Annotated in this window: 17 protein-coding genes; 10 read left to right on the top strand and 7 right to left on the bottom strand. The window is 70.1% G+C overall.

What is annotated here, in order from left to right; all coding sequences use genetic code 11:
• Positions 1-3: 3 nt before the first annotated feature.
• A complete protein-coding gene (locus AC6JA9_RS38650; RefSeq protein WP_223782804.1) occupies positions 4-768 on the bottom strand; it encodes a hypothetical protein in 765 nt (254 codons plus the stop codon).
• A 121-nt stretch (positions 769-889) separates the two neighbouring features.
• Between AC6JA9_RS38650 and AC6JA9_RS38645 the strand changes: the two genes are divergently transcribed.
• Both AC6JA9_RS38645 and AC6JA9_RS38640 read left to right on the top strand, forming a co-directional pair.
• Positions 890-2,233 carry an AHH domain-containing protein gene (locus AC6JA9_RS38645; RefSeq protein ID WP_497958640.1) on the top strand — a complete coding sequence of 448 codons (1,344 nt, stop codon included), beginning with the start codon at positions 890-892 and terminating at the stop codon, positions 2,231-2,233.
• 15 nt (positions 2,234-2,248) lie between these two features.
• Positions 2,249-2,818 carry an imm11 family protein gene (locus AC6JA9_RS38640; RefSeq protein ID WP_408888918.1) on the top strand — a complete coding sequence of 190 codons (570 nt, stop codon included), beginning with the start codon at positions 2,249-2,251 and terminating at the stop codon, positions 2,816-2,818.
• Between the two features lie 70 nt (positions 2,819-2,888).
• Here AC6JA9_RS38640 and AC6JA9_RS38635 read toward each other — a convergent pair whose 3' ends face one another.
• Positions 2,889-3,923 (bottom strand): rod shape-determining protein, encoded by a 1,035-nt coding sequence (locus tag AC6JA9_RS38635; protein ID WP_011556714.1) that lies wholly within the window; start codon positions 3,921-3,923, stop codon positions 2,889-2,891.
• Between the two features lie 185 nt (positions 3,924-4,108).
• Positions 4,109-4,657 carry a putative ABC transporter permease gene (locus tag AC6JA9_RS38630; protein ID WP_141325547.1) on the bottom strand — a complete coding sequence of 183 codons (549 nt, stop codon included), beginning with the start codon at positions 4,655-4,657 and terminating at the stop codon, positions 4,109-4,111.
• A 379-nt stretch (positions 4,658-5,036) separates the two neighbouring features.
• Between AC6JA9_RS38630 and AC6JA9_RS38625 the strand changes: the two genes are divergently transcribed.
• The 3 genes from AC6JA9_RS38625 to AC6JA9_RS38615 all read left to right on the top strand — a co-directional run bounded on the left by AC6JA9_RS38625 (position 5,037) and on the right by AC6JA9_RS38615 (position 8,721).
• Positions 5,037-5,513: a hypothetical protein gene (locus tag AC6JA9_RS38625; protein ID WP_267699170.1), complete on the top strand. Its 477-nt coding sequence runs from the start codon at positions 5,037-5,039 to the stop codon at positions 5,511-5,513.
• A 185-nt stretch (positions 5,514-5,698) separates the two neighbouring features.
• Positions 5,699-7,813, top strand: a complete 2,115-nt coding sequence (locus AC6JA9_RS38620) for a monovalent cation:proton antiporter family protein (protein ID WP_223782801.1) — start codon at positions 5,699-5,701, stop codon at positions 7,811-7,813.
• A gap of 218 nt (positions 7,814-8,031) precedes the next feature.
• Positions 8,032-8,721 (top strand): hypothetical protein, encoded by a 690-nt coding sequence (locus tag AC6JA9_RS38615; protein WP_483578883.1) that lies wholly within the window; start codon positions 8,032-8,034, stop codon positions 8,719-8,721.
• 114 nt (positions 8,722-8,835) lie between these two features.
• Here AC6JA9_RS38615 and AC6JA9_RS38610 read toward each other — a convergent pair whose 3' ends face one another.
• Entirely contained in the window at positions 8,836-9,555 is a 720-nt protein-coding gene (locus AC6JA9_RS38610) for a glycosyltransferase family 2 protein (RefSeq protein ID WP_223749668.1), read from the bottom strand.
• 199 nt (positions 9,556-9,754) lie between these two features.
• On the opposite strand from AC6JA9_RS38610, the gene AC6JA9_RS38605 reads away from it, so the two are divergent.
• Positions 9,755-12,250, top strand: coding sequence for an ATP-binding response regulator (locus tag AC6JA9_RS38605; RefSeq protein ID WP_223749669.1), 2,496 nt, complete (start codon positions 9,755-9,757; stop codon positions 12,248-12,250).
• Here the strand turns inward: AC6JA9_RS38605 and AC6JA9_RS38600 are convergent.
• Positions 12,228-13,670, bottom strand: a complete 1,443-nt coding sequence (locus tag AC6JA9_RS38600) for a pyridoxal phosphate-dependent decarboxylase family protein (protein WP_473569793.1) — start codon at positions 13,668-13,670, stop codon at positions 12,228-12,230. The two genes, AC6JA9_RS38605 and AC6JA9_RS38600, sit on opposite strands and share 23 nt — an antisense overlap.
• Before the next feature lie 129 nt (positions 13,671-13,799).
• Between AC6JA9_RS38600 and AC6JA9_RS38595 the strand changes: the two genes are divergently transcribed.
• Complete coding sequence (locus AC6JA9_RS38595) at positions 13,800-14,036, top strand: SelT/SelW/SelH family protein (RefSeq protein WP_255653472.1); 237 nt, start codon at positions 13,800-13,802, stop codon at positions 14,034-14,036.
• A 64-nt stretch (positions 14,037-14,100) separates the two neighbouring features.
• On the opposite strand, the gene AC6JA9_RS38590 is transcribed toward AC6JA9_RS38595, so the two are convergent.
• The gene (locus AC6JA9_RS38590) at positions 14,101-15,771 is read right to left on the bottom strand and encodes a DUF1501 domain-containing protein (RefSeq protein WP_223749671.1); all 1,671 of its coding nucleotides are present in this window, start codon (positions 15,769-15,771) and stop codon (positions 14,101-14,103) included.
• Positions 15,772-15,794: 23 nt separating this feature from the next.
• Positions 15,795-18,191: a carbohydrate-binding domain-containing protein gene (locus AC6JA9_RS38585; RefSeq protein ID WP_223749672.1), complete on the bottom strand. Its 2,397-nt coding sequence runs from the start codon at positions 18,189-18,191 to the stop codon at positions 15,795-15,797.
• A 207-nt stretch (positions 18,192-18,398) separates the two neighbouring features.
• Between AC6JA9_RS38585 and AC6JA9_RS38580 the strand changes: the two genes are divergently transcribed.
• From AC6JA9_RS38580 to AC6JA9_RS38570, 3 genes are all read left to right on the top strand, one after another.
• Positions 18,399-18,746: a hypothetical protein gene (locus AC6JA9_RS38580; protein ID WP_408888925.1), complete on the top strand. Its 348-nt coding sequence runs from the start codon at positions 18,399-18,401 to the stop codon at positions 18,744-18,746.
• A 54-nt stretch (positions 18,747-18,800) separates the two neighbouring features.
• On the top strand, positions 18,801-19,625 hold the full coding sequence (locus tag AC6JA9_RS38575) for a 2,3,4,5-tetrahydropyridine-2,6-dicarboxylate N-succinyltransferase (RefSeq protein ID WP_223749674.1): 825 nt from the start codon (positions 18,801-18,803) through the stop codon (positions 19,623-19,625).
• A gap of 67 nt (positions 19,626-19,692) precedes the next feature.
• On the top strand, positions 19,693-20,331 hold the full coding sequence (locus tag AC6JA9_RS38570; RefSeq protein WP_141329167.1) for a cupin domain-containing protein: 639 nt from the start codon (positions 19,693-19,695) through the stop codon (positions 20,329-20,331).
• The last annotated feature ends 38 nt before the right edge of the window (positions 20,332-20,369 follow it).

The following is a 20,369-nucleotide window of genomic DNA, read 5'->3' as shown; positions in this document are numbered from 1 at the left end:
GGGCTACTTCGTCTTCGCGGGCGGGGTGCTCTGGGGGGCAGCCATGCGCTGACGAATCATCTCTTGAATCTGCTCGGGGGACTTGCCCTTGAAGTCCTCGGGCTTGAAGGAGCCCATGACGGAGTCGTTGGGGCCGGGGGCGTCGAGTTCCTCGTAGTCAGCGGGGATGGTGAAGAGGGAGGCAGGCTGCTCGCCGACCTTGATGTTGGTGACGTCGATTTCGGCCTGGAGCTTGCCCTTGGTGTCGAAGGTCTGGCTGCGCACGTAGGCGACCTCGGGGAGGTCGGTGGGGCGCCACACCTTCTGACGCTCGACGGCGCCCTCGGCACCGGGAGGGACACCTTCATAGATGACGGTGGGGTGGCCGTTGACCTTCTGGGTGCCGACCTTCTTGAAGCCCTGCTCCTTGAAGCACGCGTCGAAGTCCTGGTTCTTCCCGGAGCAGGCGCCGGGAATCTTCACGGACATGTCGTCGAGGTTGCGGGTGGTGGCGGCCTTGCGCTCGTGGAAGAGGGTGGAGCCGGTGCGCTTCTCCCAGTTGAAGAGGATGGACATTCCGCCGGGGACCTCGGCGGGGGACAGGTCCATGCGCAGCATGCCGGTGCGGCCGTACATCTTGCCCTTGGTCTCGGGGGCGGCCTTCTGGCCGGGCGGGGGCGCGCTCTTCACGCGCAGGTCACCGACCCAGTCCGCGAGCGCGGGCGAGGACACGAGCAGCGTGGCGGCGAGGACCTTCGACAACGTGTGACGAACCGTGGATGTGCTCATGGGCGCACCACAATCCAGGGCCTGTGTGGGTGTCAAACCCGCTCGTGCTCCCTTTCTGGCCCGGGTGAGGGGACGTGTCAGGGCCGCGAGGCATGGTTCGGGCTCCTGACACGGAGGGCCCATGTCGCCACGTTGGTGCGTCGCGCTGCTCATGCTGTTGACGGGAGTTGGGTGCTCCTCGGCCCGGGTCGTTCGTCTCGACACGGGGCGCGAGGTCCTGACCCTGGCGCCCCATGAGGAAGAGGGTGCGGAGCTGGCCGAGGCCCGACTCGAAGATGACGAGTTCGAGGATGCGATGAAGTCCCTGTCGCGTGATGTCGTTCCCTCGAACAACCCGATGAGGCAGGCCCGTGAACTGTTCGGGCTCCCCTCCCGCAGCGGGTTGTACCTCTACGAGCACCGGGCGCACCGGCTCTCGGTCAGAGGCGAGCCCTCGGCTGAGGGGCCTCACCTGCTGGAGACCTATGCGGACGAGGAGATGACCCAGGCCTATGGCCGATGGTGTCGGAACAAGGGCACGCCGGGTGATTGCCTGAGTCTGCTGGAAGAAGGCCCGCTGCTCGGCAGTGATGGCAAGTACGTGCTGGCGATGGCCATCGCCATGGGCTCGGTCTGGGATGAGTCGGCCGAGGCGCTGGAGGACATGACCGACCCCAAGCAAGTCCTCTCGGTGGTGATGGCCTCCGTGACGATGTACATGCTCCTGTGGTCCTTGCCCGAGCCTGTGTCGAAGGGCCTGGCGACGTTGCTGACAGTGACGGCCATCGCCTATCTGGGCGTCGACACGGTGTTGGACATCATCGGGGGATGGTGCGCGCTTGTCCGGGAAGTGGACCGTGCCACCACCTTCGAGCAGCTCGACGAAGCGGGCTCCGCATTTGGAGCGGTGCTGGGGGAGAACGCGGCGCGTGTCTTCGTGATGTTGGCCACCGCCGCTATCGGCAGCACGGCGGGGCTGGCGACGAGGTCAGCGCAGTTGCCGGGCTCCGCACAGGCGGCGCTGGCGGTCGAATCTCAGGCGGGTTTCCAGTTCGCGGCCATGGGGGCGGTGCGCTCGGTCGCGGTGTCGGGCGAGGGATTCACCATCGCTCTGGCACCCAATGCGCTGGCGATGGCTGGCCAGCGAAACGGTACGAGCAAGCCGCATCGCCATCACATCGCCACGGACAAGAACAGCGTCTCCGCTGTCCAGGGGGGACCCTGGACTCCTCAGTTCAGGAGAATCTTCCGCAAGGCGGGAATGAAGCTGAAGGACCCGGAGAACGTCGTGGAAGTGCGAGGCCACAAAGGCCCTCACCCTCAGAAGTACCACGAAGCCATTTACGAGCGGCTCAACAGCGTGACGAGGACGTGTCGCACCGTGGAAGCTTGTCGCAAGGCGCTGACCACCGAACTCCAGGCCCTGTCCGTGGAAGTCAGGACGAAGGGGACGAGGCTCAACGAACTGGTGACGCGAGGAAAGTGAGGTAGAGGGCCAGATATGCCCAAGCGTTACTTCAAGCTCGCGCAGGTGATGGAGTCGGGGAACTGGGACCTGGGAGATCCGTTGGATGAGCGTGGCGTGGAACTGGAGGACCCCTATGTCTTCCGTTCTGGACGAGCGCTTCCACCCCAAGGACGTTTGAGCATCCCCATCGATGAGCCCGGGCGACGCCTGGAGTTCAGCACCGCGGGGCTTGGCATGGCGCCAGTCGTCCATGTCCGTGTCGCCACGCTCTTCATGGAGCTGGCTCCTGACGCAGTGCAGTTCTGCCCCGTCGAAATCCAGGGGTTGCCCGACCAGTACCTCATCCTGGTGGCCACGAAGCTCCTGCGCTGCATCGACGATGAGGCGTCCGAGGAGGTCCTGTACTGGAAGCCCGAAGACGGTCAGCCCGAGCGGGTGGGGGAGTACAGGTCCGTCATCGGCATGCGCATCGACAAGTCGAAGGTCGGTGACGCCAAGGTGTTCCGCACCTGGGGCTGGGACCTGGGCCTCATCGTCTCCGAGGACCTCAAGCTCGCACTGGAGCGCGCTCAAGTCACCGGCGTGAGGTTCACCGAGGTCTGACCTCTGGAAACACGAACGGCGCCGGCCTCCAGGAGGCACGGCGCCGCGGTGCTCACGACAGGGCCGAGGCTCAGCCCGGCTGGCAGACCTGGCGGAGGATGTCGAGCGACTCCAGCGCCTTGCCCGCGCCAATCACCACGGCGGAAAGTGGGTCCTCGGCCAGGAACACCGGCAGGCCCGTCTCCTCACGCAACAGCGTGTCCAGGTTCTTCAGCAGCGCGCCACCACCGGCCAGCACGATGCCCCTGTCGGCGATGTCACCGGCCAGCTCCGGGGGCGTGCGCTCCAGCGTCAGCTTCACCGCCTCGACGATGCCGTTCACCGGCTCGGCGAGCGCGTCACGCACCTCGTCGCTCGACACCGTCAGCGTGCGCGGCACACCCGCCACCAGGTCGCGACCCTTGATCTCCATGGTCATGACCTCGTCCGTCGGATACGCCGTGCCGATGCCCATCTTGATGAGCTCCGCCGTGCGCTCGCCGATGAGCAGGTTGTACTTGCGCTTCACGTACTGGATGATCGCCTCGTCCAGCTTGTCGCCGCCGATGCGCACGCTCTTGGCGAACACGATGCCCGCCAGGCTGATGACCGCGACGTCGGACGTGCCACCGCCGATGTCCACAATCATGTTGCCGCTGGGCTCCGTCACCGGCAGGCCCGCGCCGATGGCCGCCGCCATCGGCTGCTCAATCAGGTAGACCTCGCGCGCGCCCGCGTTCGCCGCCGCCTCGCGCACCGCGCGGCGCTCCACCTCCGTGATTCCAGAGGGGATGCCGATGATGATGCGCGGGTTCACCAGCGTCTTGCGGTTGTGCGCGCTCTGGATGAAGTAGCGCAGCATCGCCGCCGTGATTTCGAAGTCGGCGATGACGCCGTCCTTCATCGGCCGGATGGCGACGATGTTGCCCGGCGTGCGGCCCAACATCTCCTTGGCTTCCTTGCCCACCGCGAGGACCTTCTTGCCCCCGCGCGCGTCCTGCTGGACGGCCACCACCGAGGGCTCGTTGGACACGATGCCCTGACCGCGGATGTAGATGAGCGTGTTCGCCGTGCCGAGGTCGATGGCGAGGTCGCGCGAAAAGAGGGTGTGAAGCCAGTCGAACATACGAGGGCGGAAACTTTCGGAGAGTCGGCGGAATTTCCCGCTGGCGCGTGGGGGAATGCGGCCGCGAAGGTACTACGCGACGCGGCACGGAGGAAGAAAAGCCGGAAGCCCTTTCACAACCGCCTGGGGAGCAGTCGACCAGCGGACTCGGGCGGGGGAAGGGCCACCCCCCACGAACCCCCGCCTCAGGGGGAGACTTCCACCACCTGGGCCCGCTCGAAGCGCGTGGCCACCACACCCGCCTGCTCCGCCTCGCCCTCGGGAAGGCACCCGGCGGGCACCACCCCGGCCTCCTCGGCCTCCCGGTACTCGGGCGTGTGCCGCAAAGCCTCGCTGGTGACGTGGAGCAGCCCGTCGCGGACCGGCTCGAACAGCAGCGCGGTGAGGTACCAGGCGGGCGCGTAGTCCAGGCGGATGAGCCCGTGCACGCTCCAGCGGTGCGGCGTGTAGTCCCACGGGCAGCGGCCGAGCACCTTCTTCAAGAGCCACCCCGTGGCGTACTCCGCCCCGAAGATGAGGGCCGTGTAGGCCAGCGCCCTCACCGGCCGGGGCAGGGGCTTGAGCCTGGCGGAGACCTCCTCCAGCGCCAGCGCCGTCCCCCCGTAGATGGGGTGCATCCAGAGATAGGTCTGCGCCGTGGCGCTCCTGTCCCGGCGCAGGGCCGCGTTCGCCCCCGTGAAGAGGACCTCCAGCACCCAACCCGTGCACCCGTAGAGCAGGAATCGTGAAAGCACATCCTCAACCTAGGGATGCTCCCCCTCGGCGGCACGCCCATGCACGCGCCGCATCGACGCCTGCCATCGCTGTGCACGGGCGGACGTTGTCATCGTCCACGCGCGCCTTCGCGCCCCGTCCCGGTCGACTCATTCGTGGAGAGGAGGACATGGGCCTACAGCCCGGTGACGCACCCGCCTGGAACGGGGTGTCGTCCCCTCGCGTCAGGGCGCGTGGAGCCACGGGCACATGGCCGCGCCGCCGCTCCACGCGCTCGCCACCTCGTCCGCGCGGTGGGGCTTGAGCGGACTGGCGGGCGGGGGACAACCCGCGCTTTACGGGGCCATGTCCGGCGTAGTACCTGAACGGCCGATGCGCTCCCCCGGCCCGACATCGCGAATGCCCGGTTCCGGGGGTGAGCTGCTCCGTGCCGGGCTGCTGGCCCTGGGCATGGCGCTGGTCCTGGTGACCGTCCTGCGCGCCGGGGACGCCGAGTGCCCCACCCGAAGCACCCCCGAGCGCGGCTTCTACGCCGACTCCGGCGTGACGTCGGTGCTCCAGGGCGCCGGGTCCTCCAAGAAGTCCTCGCGGCGCTGGGGCGCGCAGTTCCACATCACGGACCTGGGCGGCTGGGACCTGGGGCTCCATGTGGGCGCGGGGCCCGTCGTCTTCGCGGCCTCCTCGGTGCGGACCCGCACGGGGCTGGAGCCGGACCTGCTGGCCCTGTACCGCTGGGGCCGCGAGCGTCACCACGCCTTCACGCGCGTCACCCTGCGCGAACGTCGTGCCCCGGCGGCGCCCACGTCGAGCGGGGAAGTCGCGGACCGTCCCTCCATCGCCAGTCGGACGCTGCGCGGACCGCCCGAGTTCGGCTGACCCGTGCGCGACGCGGGCCCTCTGCCGGGCCGGGGTCGCGCGTGGAGTCCCGCGGTGGTCCGGGCGAGAAGCCCGGCGTGACGTCGTCTTTTCCTTTCATCCCCGAGGGATGGCCCTTGTCTTTCCGAGTCCTCGGAAAAAAGCGGGGCGCGTCCCGTCCGAGTCTTCCAGATTGAGGTGACCTGATGCACGGAGCCCACGAGGTCCTCCAGGCCATTGCCATTGTCCTGTGCGTCGCCGCGGTGACGACGGTGGTCTTCCAGAAGCTGCGCCAGCCCGTGGTGCTCGGCTACATCCTCGCGGGCCTCGTGGTGGGCCCCTACCTGCCGATTCCGCTGGTCGCCAACCAGGAGGTGGTGACGACGCTGTCGGAGCTGGGCGTCATCCTGCTGATGTTCTCGCTCGGGCTGGAGTTCAGCCTGCGCAAGCTGTTCTCGGTGGGGTTCACCGCCGGGCTCACGGCCGTCATCCAGTGCAGCATCATGGTGTGGCTGGGCTTCGTGGTGGGGCGCGCCTTCGGCTGGACGACGCTGGAGAGCATCTTCACCGGCGCCATCATCGCCGTGTCCAGCACCACCATCATCGCCAAGGTGTTCGACGAGCAGGGCATCCGCGGGAAGCTGCGGGAGCTGGTGGTGGGCGTGCTCATCGTCGAGGACCTCATCGCGGTGCTGCTGATGGCCACGCTGACGGCCATCTCCACGGGCGCGGGCCTGTCGGTGAAGGACCTGACGCTGACCACGGGCAAGCTGGTGGCGTTCCTGGTGGGCCTGGTGGCGGTGGGCCTGTTCATCATCCCCAGGGCCATGCGCGCGGTCATCAAGCTGAACCGGCCGGAGACGACGCTCGTGACGAGCGTGGGCATCTGCTTCGCGGTGGCGCTGCTGGCCCAGTCGTTCGGCTACTCGGTGGCGCTGGGCGCGTTCCTGGCGGGCTCGCTGGTGGCGGAGTCGGGTGAGGAGAAGCTGGTCGAGCACCTGGTGCAGCCGGTGCGCGACATGTTCGCGGCCATCTTCTTCGTGTCGGTGGGCATGCTCATCAGCCCCGCGCTCATCATGGAGCACTGGGCGGCCATCCTGGTGCTCACCGTGGTGGTCATCGTCGGCAAGCTGGTCAGCGTGGCGCTGGGCGCGTTCCTGACGGGCAACAGCACGCGCACCTCCGTGCAGGCGGGCCTGAGCCTGGCGCAGATTGGCGAGTTCTCCTTCATCATCGCCGCGCTGGGCCTGTCGCTGAAGGCCACCGGCTCGTTCATCTACCCGGTGGCGGTGGCCGTGTCGGCCATCACCACGCTCACCACGCCCCTGCTCATCAAGGCCTCGGGGCCGGTGGCGTCGTGGGTGGACCGCAAGCTGCCCAAGCCCCTGCAGACCTTCGTCACGCTGTACGGTACGTGGGTGGAGCGGCTGCGGCAGGCGCCGCGTCGGGAGACGTTGGGCGCGGGCGTGCGGCGCCTCATCCGGCTGTTGGTGCTGGACGCGGTGCTGCTGGTGGTCCTGGTCATCGGCACGGCGCTGATGGCGGACCGCATGGCCCACTTCGTCGAGGTCCAGACGGGCGTGGACGAGGACCTGTCGAAGAACCTCATCCTGGGCGGCGCGGTGCTGCTGGCGGTGCCGTTCATCCTGGGCGTCATCGGCATGGCGCGGCGGCTGGGCTCGATTCTGTCGGAGGCGGCGCTGCCGGCGCGCAAGGACGGCAAGCTGGACCTGGCCGCGGCGCCTCGGCGGGTGCTGCTCGTCACGCTGCAGGTGGGCATCGTCCTGCTGGTGGCCATCCCCGTGGTGGTGGTGACGCAGCCCTTCTTGAAGGGCGTGGCGGGCCCCCTGGTGTTGCTGGTGCTGGTGGGCGCGCTGGGCGTCGCCTTCTGGCGCGGGGCGACCAATCTGCACGGCCACGTGCGCGCCGGCGCGCAGGTGCTGGTGGCGGCGCTGGCGGCGCAGTCGCACTCGAAGGAGCCGGGCGCGGAGGAGCACGCGCTGGACCACGTGCAGGGGCTGTTGCCGGGCCTGGGCGCGCCGGCCTCCGTGCGGCTGGAGGAGTCCAGCCCCGGCGCGGGCAAGACGCTGGCCCAGGTGAACCTGCGCGGCCTCACGGGCGCGACGGTGCTGGCCATCCAGCGTGGCGAGCAGAGCCTGTCGGTGCCCACCGCGCAGGAGGTGCTGCGGGTGGGCGACGTGCTCGCGCTGACGGGGACGAGCGAGGCGGTGGACGCGGCGAAGGCGCTGCTCCTGGGCGCGCCGCCCTCGGTGCCGCCGCCCGAGCCCCCTCCCACGGAGGAGACGCGCGCCCACGGGTAGCCTGTCCGCCTGGGGGGCGGTGAGCCTCACCGCCCCCGTCGCGCGACGCGGCCCCCGCGCCCGTGCGAGCACGCTCCCTTGCCTCACAGTCCACGGAAGGGGCGATGTGTCTGGGCGTCCTGCTCTCCGAGCGACGGCCCGACACCCGCCGCCGTGCCCCTGTCCTTCGTGCGCCTCGTTTTCACATTGAGAGGTCCACAGTGGTGGGGAGCACGACCATGAAAGATTTCCGAAGAGGGTGGTTGATTGGCGCGCTGGTGCCGGCGATGGCGCTGGGCTGGGCCTGTGAGTCCCGGCAGTCCGCGGATTCACGCAACGAGCAGGGCACAGGGGGCTCGGGTCGCACGACGGAGATGACGGGGGGCTCGCAGGACGCCGTCCCGAGTGGCGCCACGCAGGACCACGGCGGTGCGGGCTCGAGCGACGACGGCATCGGGGGCAGCGGCAGCAGCTCCGATGTCCAGGGCTCGGGCGCCCAGCCGGGCAGCACCGGCTCCGGCGTCTACGGCACGGGCGCGGGGGGCAGCAGCACCGGCTCGGATGTCAGCGGCTCGGGCTCGAGCGGCACCGGCTCCGACCTCAACGGCACGGGGGCGGGTGGCAGCGGCACCGGCAGCCAGGGCACTACCGGCTCCGACCTCAACGGCACGGGCTCCGGCGGCAGCGGCGCGAGCGGGACGGACACCACGGATACGTCGGGCACGAGCAGCACGAACGACCCGGCCACCAGCGGCACCAGCCCGGGAGGCACCGGCGGCACGGGCGCGAGCGGCACCAGCACGGGCAACCCGAACACCACGGGCGGCACCGGCGGCTCGGGCGCGGGGCTCGACAACAGCGGCTCCGGCGGCACCACGGGCACCAACGCGGGCCCCTCGGGCGCCAGCGACAGCGGCACCCGGCGCTAGTCGTGAAGGGGCGTGTGTCCGGGCGGACCTCGTGCACGCGAGGCCCGCGCCGGACGACCCGGGATGTCACCGTGTCCCGCGAGGGGACGGGGTCTTCCCGGACGACGCGCGTGACTAGCGCTTCAGCGCGTACTTGCCGATGGCGTAGAGGGCGCGCACGCCGTCCTTCCAGCCAATCTTCTTGCCCTCCTCGTACGTGCGCCCGTGGTAGCTGATGGGCACCTCGTAGATGCGCCAGTTGCCGCGGGCCACCTTGGCGGTGATTTCGGGCTCGAAGCCGAAGCGGTCCTCCTCGACCTCGACGGAGCGCAGCACCTCGGCGCGGAAGGCCTTGTAGCAGGTCTCCATGTCGGTGAGGTTCAGCCCGCTCGTCATGTTGGAGAGCGTGGTCAACAGGTTGTTGATCACCGTGTGCCAGAAGTACAGCACCCGGCGGGGCGTCCCCGTGAAGCGGCTGCCGAAGACGACGTCGGCCTCACCGTCCAGGATGGGCTGAATCACCCGGGGGATGTCGCGCGGGTCGTACTCCAGGTCCGCGTCCTGCACGAGGATGATGTCCCCGGTGGCCTCGGCGAAGCCCCTGCGCAGCGCGGCGCCCTTGCCCTGGTTCTGCTCCTGGAACAGCACCCGGATTTCGTTGCGGTTCTTCGGCGTGCCCCCCAGCAGGCCCACACCCTGCTCGGCGAGCTGCTGCAACAGCTCCCGGCTTCCGTCCCGGGAGCAATCGTCCACGAGGACAAGCTCCTTGGGGAAGTCGACCGCGATGCAGCGGCGCAGCAGCTCCGCCAGGGTGGGAATCTCGTTGTAGACGGGGATGACCAGGGAGACGAGCATGGCGGCTCGGGCTCTATCGCATTTCGACCCGGGGGGCGACTGTCCAGCACCCGGCGCGTGTACCCACGTCTCATGCCCTTTCCCCGCGTCCCGGTGTGAGATGGGGGGTGGCAAGAGTCACCTGTTTTGCATGGAATACTTCCTCCGGGGGGAACAGCCGTGGGGGCCCCCGCCATGCGTGACAGTGGAAGGGAACGCCATGAACGACCAGCTCGGACATGCGGTGCGCGGCGCGGTTTCCCTGGAGCGGTTCTCCCAGCTCACAGAGGGCCTGCGGGACTTCTTCTACGGTGCCTGGAACATGCCACACGGGCACTGCTACCTGTGGAAACAGGACCTGGTGGCGATGCACGTCCTGTCGGACATCCTCATCGGCTCGGCGTACTTCTTCATCTCGCTGACGCTGTACGCGCTGGTGCGGCGGGCGCGGCTGCCCTTCGGCGGGATGATTCTGTCGTTCGGTGTCTTCATCGGCGCGTGTGGGCTGACGCACCTGATGGAGGTGTGGAACGTCTGGTATTCGGCCTACTACCTGGGGGGCGGCATCAAGGTGGTGACGGCGGTGGCGTCGGTGGCCACGGGCATGTACCTGGTGCCGCTGCGCGGGCGGGTGGTGGAGGTGACGGAGGCGGCGCGGCTGTCCGAGGAGCGCCGGGTGCAGTTGGAGAAGAGCTCGCGGGAGCTGGAGACGCTGTACGCGAAGCTGAAGGCCTCCGAGGCGCAGCGCACCGGCTTCTTCGCCAACGTCAGCCATGAGCTGCGCACGCCGCTGACGCTCATCCTGGGGCCGGTGGACCGGCTGCTCCAGCAGGGCACGCTGCCGGACGCGGCGCACCGCGATTTGGAGGTGGTGCGCCGCAACGCGCGGGTGCTGCTCCGGCACGTCAACGCGCTGCTCGACGTGGCCAAGCTGGACGCGGGGCAGATGCGGCTGTCGTACGAGGAGGTGGACCTGGCGCGGCTGGTGCGGCTGGCCGCGGAGAACTTCGAGGGGCTGGTGGCCGAGCGCAAGCTGGACTTCGCGCTGGACTTGCCCGCGATGCTGCCGGCGCAGGTGGACCCGGAGAAGGTGGAGCGCGTGGTGCTCAACCTCCTGTCCAACGCGGCCAAGTTCACGCCCGAGGGCGGGCACATCCGCGTGGCGGTGAGCGCGGAGGCGGGGCAGGGGCGGCTGGTGGTGGAGGACAGCGGGCCGGGCGTGCCCGCCGAGCATCGCGAGAGCATCTTCGAGCGCTTCCGCCAGGGGGACGCGGCCACCACGCGCGACACCGGGGGCACGGGGCTGGGGCTGGCCATCGCCCGGGACTTCGTGGCGCTGCACGAGGGGCGCATCTGGGCGGAGGAGCGCCCGGGTGGCGGCGCGCGCTTCGTGGTGGAGCTGCCGCTGCTCGCGCCCACGGGGGTGAAGCTCGCGGCGCGCGCGGACGCCCCGGCGCACGAGGTGGATGTCGAGGCGGCGCGCGCGGAGCTGGACGTGCTGCGGCCGCCCGAGCGCGAGGTGGCGGTGGCCACGCGGGCGGATGACTCGAGCCGGCCGCGCGTGCTGGTGGTGGAGGACACCCAGGAGATGCGCCGCTACGTGGTGGACACGCTGGCGAAGGACTTCCAGGTGGCCACCGCCGAGGACGGCCTGGAGGGGCTGGCGAAGGCGGAGCGGATGCTGCCGGACGTCATCGTGAGCGACTTGATGATGCCGCGCATGGGCGGAGACCAGCTGGTGCGCGCGGTGCGCACGCGCCCGGGGCTGGAGTCCACGCCCATCCTGCTGCTCACCGCGCGCGCGGATGACGCGCTGAGGGTGGACCTGCTGCGCGGCGGCGCGCAGGACTACGTGGTGAAGCCCTTCGTGTCCGAGGAGCTGGTGGCGCGGGTGACGAACCTGGCCGTGATGAAGCGCACGCGCGAGGTGCTCCAGGGGCTGCTCGCCGCGCGCTCGGTGGACCTGGAGGCGATGGCGCGCGAATTGGGCATGCGCAAGCGGCAGCTGGAGGTGGCGCTGGAGACCACCGAGCGCGCCAGCGCGTCGCGCAGCACGCTGCTGCAACTGGTGTCACACGAGCTGCGCACGCCGCTGTCGGTGTTGCAGCTCACCCAGCACGCGCTGCAGCGGGAGCTGGGAGGGCTGCCGCCCCGGGCGCTGGACATGTTCGACCGGATGCACCGCTCCACGCTGCGGCTGCGCGACATGGTGGAGATGGTGCTCCAGTACAACCAGCTGGAGGAGGGCCGGCTGGTGGTGCGGCGCGAGACGGTGGACCTGGGCGCGGTGGTGGACGAGGTGGTGGAGGAGGCGCGGCTGGAGGCGCGGCGCAAGGGGCTGGCGCTGGAGTGGGACCGGCCCCGGGGGCAGGCAGTGGCGCGCACGGATCCGCGCATCGTGCAGATGGTGCTGCTCAACCTGGTGTCCAACGCGGTGAAGTACACCGAGCAGGGCGGGGTGTCGGTGGCGGTGGAGGCGCGGCCCCAGGGCTGGCGCCTGCGGGTGCGCGACACCGGGCCTGGCATCCCCCGCGCCGAGCAGGCCCACATCTTCGAGCCCTTCTCACACCTGGAGCCCCTGGACCACAAGTCCAAGCCGGGCGTGGGGCTGGGGCTGACGCTGGTGCGGGAGATGGTGTCGGTGCTGGGCGGCGTCGTCTCGGTGGCGTCCGAGCCCGGCGTCGGCAGCGAGTTCACCGTCGAGCTGCCGTCCTGAGCGCCTCCATCAGCGCGTCCAGGTCCGCGTCGGTGGTGAGCGGGTTGATGACGGTGACGCGCAGGAACACGCCCTGGGGCAGCTTCGTCTGCACCAGATAGAAGTCTCCGCGCGTCACCAGCCGCTCGCGCAGGCGCGCCTGCAGCGCGTCCCACGCCTCGGGCGGCACGTGTCCGGGGGTGTGGCGGAAGCAGAGGATGTTGCAGTCGGGCGGGACGGGGACCTGGAAGTCGCCGGCCTGGGAGAGCCGCTCGGCGAAGCGGCGGGTGAGGGCGTAGGACTCCGTCACCGCGTCGGCGAACAGGCGGGTGCCCAGCACGCTCAGGCAGGCGTACAGCTTGAGCGCCATCATCTCCTTGGTGCACTCCATCGTGCGCAGGGCCACGTCGCTCCACGGGCGCTCGGTGTCGCCGAAGAGGTAGCTGGCCTCCTGGGCGAAGGACTCGAAGGAGCGCGCGCCGTCGCGGAAGAGCACCGCCGTCACCAGCGCGGGCATGAGCAGGCCCTTGTGCGCGTCCCAGACGACGGAGTCCGCGCGGGCGATTCCGCGCACCTGGTGGCGATGGGCGGCGCTGAGCGCGGCGGAGGCGCCGTGCGCGGCGTCCACGTGGAACCACAGGCCGTGGTGCTCGCAGAAGTCCGCCACGGGCTCCAGCGGGTCGAACGCGCCGGTGGCGGTGGAGCCCGCGCTGGCGACGACGGCGATGACCTTGCGGCCCTGTCGCGTGGCGGACTCCAGCGCGGGGCCGAGCGCGTCGGGGCGCAGGCGGAAGCGCTCGTCCACGGCGACGGGGATGGCGCCGCCCTGGCCCCAGCCCATGACGCGGATGGCGCGCGACAGGCTGTAGTGGGCGGTGGCGGGCACCAGCACCGCGAGCGGCGGGCCCGCGTGGGCGCCCTCGTTCCACGCGTCGTAGCCGGCCTTCGCCTGGCGGGCGGCGAGCAGGGCGGTGAGGTTGCCCAGGGAGCCGCCGGAGGTGAGCACGCCGTCCGCGGACTCCGGCAGGCCCAGGCGCGCGGCCATCCAGCGCAGCACGTTGCGCTCCATGGCGGTGGAGACGGGGCCCATCTCGTACACGGCCATGCCGTTGTTGAGCAGCGAGGAGACGGCGTCGCACAGCGCGGCCAGCGGCACGGGGGCCGTCACCTGGTGGCCCACGTAGCGCGGGTGGTGCAGGTGGTTGGAGCCGGAGAGCACGCGCGCCACCAGCTCCGCGAAGTCGCCCGTGGGCTCCTCGGGGAAGGCGGCGGGGAAGCGGTCCACGCTCACCGCGGGCGCGGCCCAGGGCAGTACCGGCAGGCCCTCTCCGCGCTCGGCCTGGGCCAGGTAGTCCGCCAGCGTGTCCACCAGCCGCTGGCCCTCGCGGCGGAAGGACTCGACGTCATAGGCGGCGGCGATGCGCTCACGAAAGTCCGTCATGGCGGAGAAGAACCTAGCGCCGCGGACGGCGCGCGTCCTGTCCCCGGCGCCAGGCGTGGGCTGGCTCGCGGGCCGCGAACGCATTATCTCTTCGGGGACGGGGTCGAGCCCCGCGCGAGGAGACACGCCATGGCCGACAAGAAGGTCACGATTACGTACTGCAACTCCTGAGGCTACAAGCCCAGGGCCGCCCGTGCGGCGGCCGCGTTGAAGGACGAGCTGGATGTGGAGGCGGAGCTGAAGCCCGGGCCGTCGGGCAGCTACGAGGTCGCCGTCGACGGCAAGGTGGTCATCCGGAAGGCGTCGCTGGCCTTCCCCACGGACCAGGAGGTGGTGGACGCGGTGGCGCGCGTCCTCGACGCCTGAAGTCGCCTGAGCCTTGGGGGCCGCCTCCGGAGGGACGGTGGCGGCCCCGCATCATGCGGGCGCTTCAGCGCTTGATGAACGTCATGGGCGGGCGGTCGTTCTTGCCCTTGCCCGCGGCCTTGAGCGCCGCCGGGTCCAACCCGGACAGGTGGAGCGCCGTGGCGTACACGTGGCCGGCGTCGGACACGAAGCTGGTGGCGTTCTTGGTCCGCCCCGGCACCAGCAGGCCCGTGTCCGGGTCGTACGCCGGGTCCAGCGTGCCGTTGGGCATCATCGGGATGCCGTCCAGGGACGCGCTGCCCACGCGGCCATACTGCGTGTTGCCGCGCACGGTGCCACCCAGGAAGGCCACGCTGTTGACGCGCCAGTGCTGGCAGCAGTCCTGGAGCATGATCTCCTCGTACTTCTGCGCGTCCGTCACGCCCGCCTTGGCGAGGATGCCCTCCACGTCGCCCTGAATCGTGCGGCCCATCTCCGAGGCGAGGACGATGGTGGTGAAGTCGTAGTAGCTCTTGCCCGTGGTGCCGTAGGGCGTGGACTTGAGCTTCGCCACCAGCGTCCTGAGCGGGTTCCAGAGGTTCTTGCGCATCATGTCGCGCTGCTCCGTCTGGCCCTTGTTGTTCATGATGGAGCGGCGGTCGCGGTGCGTGTCGAACTGGCGCAGGCCGCGGTTCTCGATGAAGAAGCCGATGGACAGCCCCTTCGTCATCATCTCGTACGTCATCAACGCCTGCACGTTGGTGTTGGGCGTCTCCTTGGTGCGCGCGGGGTTGCCGTTGATGGACGACGAGTCCGTGGCCTCGTCCGCCGCGGTGATGCCGAACTCGGCGCGCAGCGTGGTGTGGGTGAACAGCGTGCGAGGGTCCAGGTTGATGCTGCCGCCGGCCGTCAGCGCCCGGTGAATCTGGAGCGCGGAGTTGAAGGCGCGCACCGACTCGCTGTTCTTCTCCGCCAGGAAGCTCGCCTGCAGGTTGTCGGTGAACTGGCGGATGCGCGCGTCGCGCTGGCCCTGCGCCACGTTGCCCAGCGACGCGAGCCGCTCGCGCATCGCCGCGGGCGTCTTGCCGTAGAGCGTGTGCGCGTGCACCGGGCCCAGCTTCTCGTAGTAGCCGGTGCCCTCGGGATAGGACGGGATGGACAGCTCACCGTCGGACAGCCACCGGTGCCACGAGACGTGGGGCAAGAGGAAGCCCGTGCCGTACGCCTCGCAGAACGCCTGCATCACCGTGCGCTCGTCCGCGCCCCGCTTGCCCGACAGCGACGCGCTGTACTTGCCGTAGTGGTACTCCCACCGTCCGCCCGAGTGGAAGGTGTTGCCGTTGTGGCTGGACACCACCGCCAGGTCGGGGAACAGGTCCAGGCCGTCCTGCGCCAGGTAGCCGTACTGGATGTTGCCCTGCGTCTTCGGCGGGTCCGACGGCGTGGCGCCGTAGCCCTTGGGCCGGTAGCGGTGGTTCGTCCACGACGGGGTGGGGCGCAGTTCGCCCGCGGGGATGACGCGGATGGAGTCATTGGGCGTGTGGACGGGGTTGAACATCGAGTACCCGTCCCAGCCTCCCTCCTGGAACCAGTAGATGAGGAAGCGGGGGTTGTCGGCCTCGGCGGCGGCGGCCTCGGCGAAGCCCAGCTCCTTCTTCGTCCCGGGCACTCCGAAGGCGCGGAAGAAGCGGAGCCAGTCCAGGGTGCTGATGGCGGCGCCCGCGGCAGCGCCCGCGAGGAATCGGCGGCGGTTCATGGCGGCGGTCCTTTTGGGCGGCGCTACTGGCGCAGGTATTCGGGAGAGGTGGCGAGGGTCTTGAGCACGGCCTTGAGGTTGCCGTCGTGCTCGTGGCTGACGTCCCACAGGCGCTTGTAGATGGCGCGCTCGTCCTGCTCGTGGCGCATCTCGCGGCCGAACAGCAGGGCGAACTGGGCGTTGAGCGTGCGGCGCACGAAGGCCTCCTTCTTCACCGCCTGCGTGGCGAAGGCCTCCATGCCCTGGCCCTTGAAGGCATAGGTGGCGGCGAGGTTCCTGTCCGTGTCGTCCAGCGTGACGCCCTGCTCGTCCTGGGTGCGGTAGTTGCCCTCGTCGTCCCAGCGCAGGCGCTGGTGCGCCAGCGGGGTGAGCGTCTGGTGGCAGGAGTAGCAGATGCTGCTGGGGTCCACGGTGGAGGACGCGGTGGCCGCGCCGCGCATGTCGAAGACCTCGGCGGGGACCTCGTACAGGGTGCCCATGAAGTCCGTCATCACGCGCGCCGCGTAGTTGTAGTGCGGCAGGCCCGGCTTGTTCTTGATGAAGCCCTTCATCGTGAGCACGCCCGTCTTGCCGTGCTGCGGGGGGCGCGTCACCTGCTGGAAGCTTCCGTCCACCGAGTAGTCGCCGGTGAGCAGCTCCCCGAAGGGCCGCTCCTGCTCGACCAGGAAGGTCCACAGCCGCGCGGGCTCGTCCGTGTCGGGCGTGCCCTCGCTCTCGGTGCGCACGCGCATGCGCTTGAAGTAGTTCGCCCGGAAGTCCGCCGAGGCCAGGTATCCGTCCACCATCGCCTCCCACGACTTCTGCCCGTCCTCCAGCGCGGTGAAGTCCTGCGCGGACGGCGGCCTGCCCAGCAGGTCCATGGCCAGCTTCACCAAGAGCAGCCGCTCGCGCTCCTTGCCGGTGAAGCGCTCGTACGAGGGCGGCAGCGTGAAGAGGAAGTCGGGCGCGCGCATCAGGCCCTCGCACAGGCCGCTCCAGGCCTTGGTGGCGTTGGCCTCGATGCCCAGCAGGTCCGTCACCAGCGCGTAGCCGTTGGCGCGCTCCTCGGGGGAGGAGGCCCGGTACAGCATCCGCCGGTAGAGCGTGTCCACCTTGGCCTTCGCCGCGTCCGCGCGCTGGGTGCCGGTGGCGGCCTCCGTGGGGCCGTACACCACGAGCGCGTCCACGTGCAGGTTGCGGTCGCAGACACCCGTCTCGCCGTAGTCGTTGGTGAAGCCCACCGTGAGGAGGTGGTCCCCGCCGGCGACGGCCTGCGTGTGCACGAAGTCCGCGTAGGCCGTGTTGTTGGCGACGCTCCACTCCTTCACCAGCACGCCGTCCACCTTGAGCTGCATGTTCGGCAGGTCCGGGCCGCACAGGTCCCCCTTGGCCTTCACCGTGAAGCGGTAGGTGGCGGACGCGGGGAAGACGTAGGGCTGCAGCGTGGTGAGGGTGCCGGTGGTGTAGAGGTTCCAGCCCGTGCTGCCGGACTTGCCGCCGGTGCTCGCGAGAATCTGCGTGCCCGCGGGGAGGGTGGTGCCGTCGCGCGCGGCGGCCTCCATCTCGTACGTCTTGGTGGTGGGCGCGGGGATGTCCGTCAGCGGCTGTGCCAGGTCCAGGCCCGAGAAGGGGCCCGTCTTATGGGTGGCGGCCGTGAGGCACACGTCGCGCGACAGGTCATCCAGGCCCAGGAAGAAGTCGGCGGTGGCGACGCGCGCCTCGACGAAGTGGTCCTTGTAGTCCACGCCGCCCAGCAGGCCCACGTTCTGCGCGAAGCGGTCCACCCCGCCGCGCACCCAGTCGTCGTCGAAGACGGCCTTCACCTTGCCCTTGAGCTGCTCGAAGCCCAGGAAGGGATTGTCATACGTGGCGACGGAGGGGCCCCGGTAGGGCTCCAGGAGCGCCGGGGGGAACTCCTCGTCCGGACGCGACGAGGGCTGGCGCGTCTCCACCGCCTTGAGCTGACAGGTGAGCGCGGCCACCGCGGCGATTTCGCGCGCGTTCCACGCCGGCTCGCCGCGCGGCATGCGCGCGCTCTCGTCCGTCGTGACGAGGCGCGACAGCATGGAGCCCGACGCGGGCGTGAGGTAGCCGGCGGCGCGGATGGCGTAGAAGTTCTCCACGCCGTTGAGGCCCACCTTGAAGAGCCGGCCGCTCGTCGTCGCGTGGCAGGAGATGCAGCCGGACACCTCGCGCACCAGGGCCGGGTGCACCTCGCGCTCGAAGTCGGAGGCGATGCTCGCGAGCGTCACGCCCGCCGGCACCCGGTCCAGGTCACAGTCGAGCGTGCCGTCCTGCTGCACCGGCGGGGGCTGGGGGTTGGGGTTGCCGGGGCCCGGCAGACCTTGCATGTCGAGCGCCGCCTCGCCGAGGCATCCGGCGACGAACGACGCGAGCACTGCCACGGCGAGGCTCCACGGGCGCGAGGGGGTAGCGCTCATGTGCCCTCCAGGGGGTGAGGGATGACCCGATGCTGGCACGACCAGGGGTCGATTGACCAGTTGTGGACACTGCTCAACGCGGCAAAACAGAGAGTTATCGGAGCCCTTGGGACTCAAGTTGCCTCAAGCAGGCGAGGAAGCGGGCGCGCGAGGGGTGCTCCTCTGTGGGCAGGAGGAGGTGCACCTTGGGGGCAGGAGGTGGAACGCATGGCCTGGCCCGAGACGGCGTCGCCCTATGAGCGGCGCTCCATCACCCGAGGGATGCGCGTGCGCGACGAGGGCGGCGCGCTGCTGGGATACGTGGCGCTGTTGAGCGACACGCACCTCTACGTGCGTCGCTGGCCCTTCAGTCGGACCTGGGGCGAGGTGCCCATGGCCCGGGTGAGACATGTTTCACGGGGCGCGGTGGAGCTGGAGGGACGCGGGCACACGGAGGTGGCACCCCGGACGTTGCATGGGGAGATCACCACGCAGACGCTGCCCCTGGCGGAGCCCGCGGGCCTGATTGAGCCGGACGCGGGCCAGACGACGGAGCCGGACGCGTCCCACCCCTGAGGGCGGGCAGGTTGGTGCGGCGCGGCGCGCCGAAGTGTGCTTCAAGGTGGCGCCATGTTGCCCATCGAAGAACTGTCCCAGAAGGTCTCGGCCGCGTTCGCGGACCGGACGAAGCTCAAGGATGCGGACTTCGTGTCCGCCGTGCGCGAGACGGTGGCGCGCCTGGACGCGGGCGAGCTGCGCGTGGCGGAGAAGGGCCCGGACGGCTGGAAGGTCCACGCCTGGGTCAAGGAGGCCATCCTCCTGTTCTTCGCCGTGTCGGAGATGAAGGTGATGGAGGTGGGGCCCTTCGAGTTCCACGACAAGGTCCCCCTGAAGAAGAACCTGGACAAGGCGGGCGTGCGGGTCGTCCCGCCGGGCACGGTGCGCTACGGGGCCTTCGTGGAGAAGGGCGCGGTGGTGATGCCCGGCTACGTGAACATCGGCGCGCGCGTGGGCGCGGGCACCATGGTGGACACGTGGGCCACGGTGGGCAGCTGCGCGCAGGTGGGCAGCGACGTGCACCTGTCGGGTGGCGTGGGGCTGGGCGGGGTGCTCGAGCCGCCCACGGCGTCTCCCGTCATCATCGAGGACCGCGCGTTCCTGGGCAGCCGCTGCATCGTGGTGGAGGGCGTGGTGGTGGAGGAGGAGGCGGTGCTGGGCGCCAACGTGGTGCTCACCGCGTCCACTCAAATCATCGACGTCACCGGCCCCGAGGAGCGCGTCTACAAGGGCCGCGTCCCGGCGCGCAGCGTGGTGATTCCGGGCATGCGCGAGAAGCAGTTCCCCGCGGGCAAGTACATGGTGCCGTGCGCGCTCATCATCGGGCAGCGGACACAGTCCACGGACAAGAAGACGAGCCTCAACTCGGCCCTCCGCGACTTCGCGGTGGCGGTGTAGCCCCCAGGGAAATCCACCAGGGCGGCGGCTTCCGTAGTGCCCGTGTGATGGGACGGGATGGGACGCGATGACGGAGCACCTCGACGACATCCTGGCCGAGTGGGCACTGGGGACGCTGGACGCCTCCTCGCGGGAGGCGCTGGAGCGACACCTGGCGGCGTGCGAGCGCTGCCGGGTCGAGGCCGACCGCCTGTCCTCGGTGCGTGAGGGCCTGCTGGCGCTGGAGTCGCCGGTGGAGCCGCCGGCCGGGGTGCTGACCGCGTTGATGGCGCGGATGGAGGGGCCTGGCCGGCTGGAGCGCTTCACGCAGGAGCTGGCGGCCTTCTTCGATGTGACGCGGGAGCGGGCGAGCGCGCTGCTCGAGTCGCTGGAGGATGCGTCGCTGTGGATGCCGGGGCCGGTGGAGGGCTCGGAGTTGTTCCCGGTGGAGACGGGCCCCGCGCGCGAGGGGATGATGGCCGCGGTGCTGCGGCTCAACCCGGGCGTGCGCTATCCGCGTCACACGCACCTGGGGCGCGAGTGGAACCTGGTGCTGGAGGGCGGGCTGCGCGAGGACGGCGGACACGAGGTGTGGCCTGGTGAGACGCTCGACAAGCTGGAGGGCAGCGCGCATGGCTTCACCGCGTTGCAGGGCCCCGCGTGTCTTTGCGCGTCGCTGCTGGAGGGCGCGACGGAGTTCGAGGAAGCGCTCGCACCGGCCGGCTGAGGTCGGTTAGGCTTTCAGTCATCTGGCGCCCCTACTTC

Source organism: Myxococcus sp. MH1 (assembly GCF_059738865.1).
This window is presented reverse-complemented; position numbering and strand designations above follow the sequence as displayed.

Bases quoted from the DNA above. Each gene is read 5' to 3' on its own strand.
- AC6JA9_RS38640 (WP_408888918.1), top strand. From the start codon at position 2,249: ATGCCCAAGCGTTACTTCAAGCTCGCGCAGGTGATGGAGTCGGGGAAC.
- AC6JA9_RS38615 (WP_483578883.1), top strand. From the start codon at position 8,032: ATGAAAGATTTCCGAAGAGGGTGGTTGATTGGCGCGCTGGTGCCGGCG.
- AC6JA9_RS38605 (WP_223749669.1), top strand. From the start codon at position 9,755: ATGAACGACCAGCTCGGACATGCGGTGCGCGGCGCGGTTTCCCTGGAG.
- AC6JA9_RS38590 (WP_223749671.1), bottom strand. From the start codon at position 15,771: ATGAACCGCCGCCGATTCCTCGCGGGCGCTGCCGCGGGCGCCGCCATC.
- AC6JA9_RS38645 (WP_497958640.1), top strand. From the start codon at position 890: ATGTCGCCACGTTGGTGCGTCGCGCTGCTCATGCTGTTGACGGGAGTT.
- AC6JA9_RS38570 (WP_141329167.1), top strand. From the start codon at position 19,693: ATGACGGAGCACCTCGACGACATCCTGGCCGAGTGGGCACTGGGGACG.
- AC6JA9_RS38610 (WP_223749668.1), bottom strand. From the start codon at position 9,555: ATGCTCGTCTCCCTGGTCATCCCCGTCTACAACGAGATTCCCACCCTG.
- AC6JA9_RS38625 (WP_267699170.1), top strand. From the start codon at position 5,037: ATGCCCGGTTCCGGGGGTGAGCTGCTCCGTGCCGGGCTGCTGGCCCTG.
- AC6JA9_RS38600 (WP_473569793.1), bottom strand. From the start codon at position 13,670: ATGACGGACTTTCGTGAGCGCATCGCCGCCGCCTATGACGTCGAGTCC.
- AC6JA9_RS38580 (WP_408888925.1), top strand. From the start codon at position 18,399: ATGGCCTGGCCCGAGACGGCGTCGCCCTATGAGCGGCGCTCCATCACC.
- AC6JA9_RS38575 (WP_223749674.1), top strand. From the start codon at position 18,801: ATGTTGCCCATCGAAGAACTGTCCCAGAAGGTCTCGGCCGCGTTCGCG.
- AC6JA9_RS38650 (WP_223782804.1), bottom strand. From the start codon at position 768: ATGAGCACATCCACGGTTCGTCACACGTTGTCGAAGGTCCTCGCCGCC.
- AC6JA9_RS38585 (WP_223749672.1), bottom strand. From the start codon at position 18,191: ATGAGCGCTACCCCCTCGCGCCCGTGGAGCCTCGCCGTGGCAGTGCTC.
- AC6JA9_RS38620 (WP_223782801.1), top strand. From the start codon at position 5,699: ATGCACGGAGCCCACGAGGTCCTCCAGGCCATTGCCATTGTCCTGTGC.
- AC6JA9_RS38635 (WP_011556714.1), bottom strand. From the start codon at position 3,923: ATGTTCGACTGGCTTCACACCCTCTTTTCGCGCGACCTCGCCATCGAC.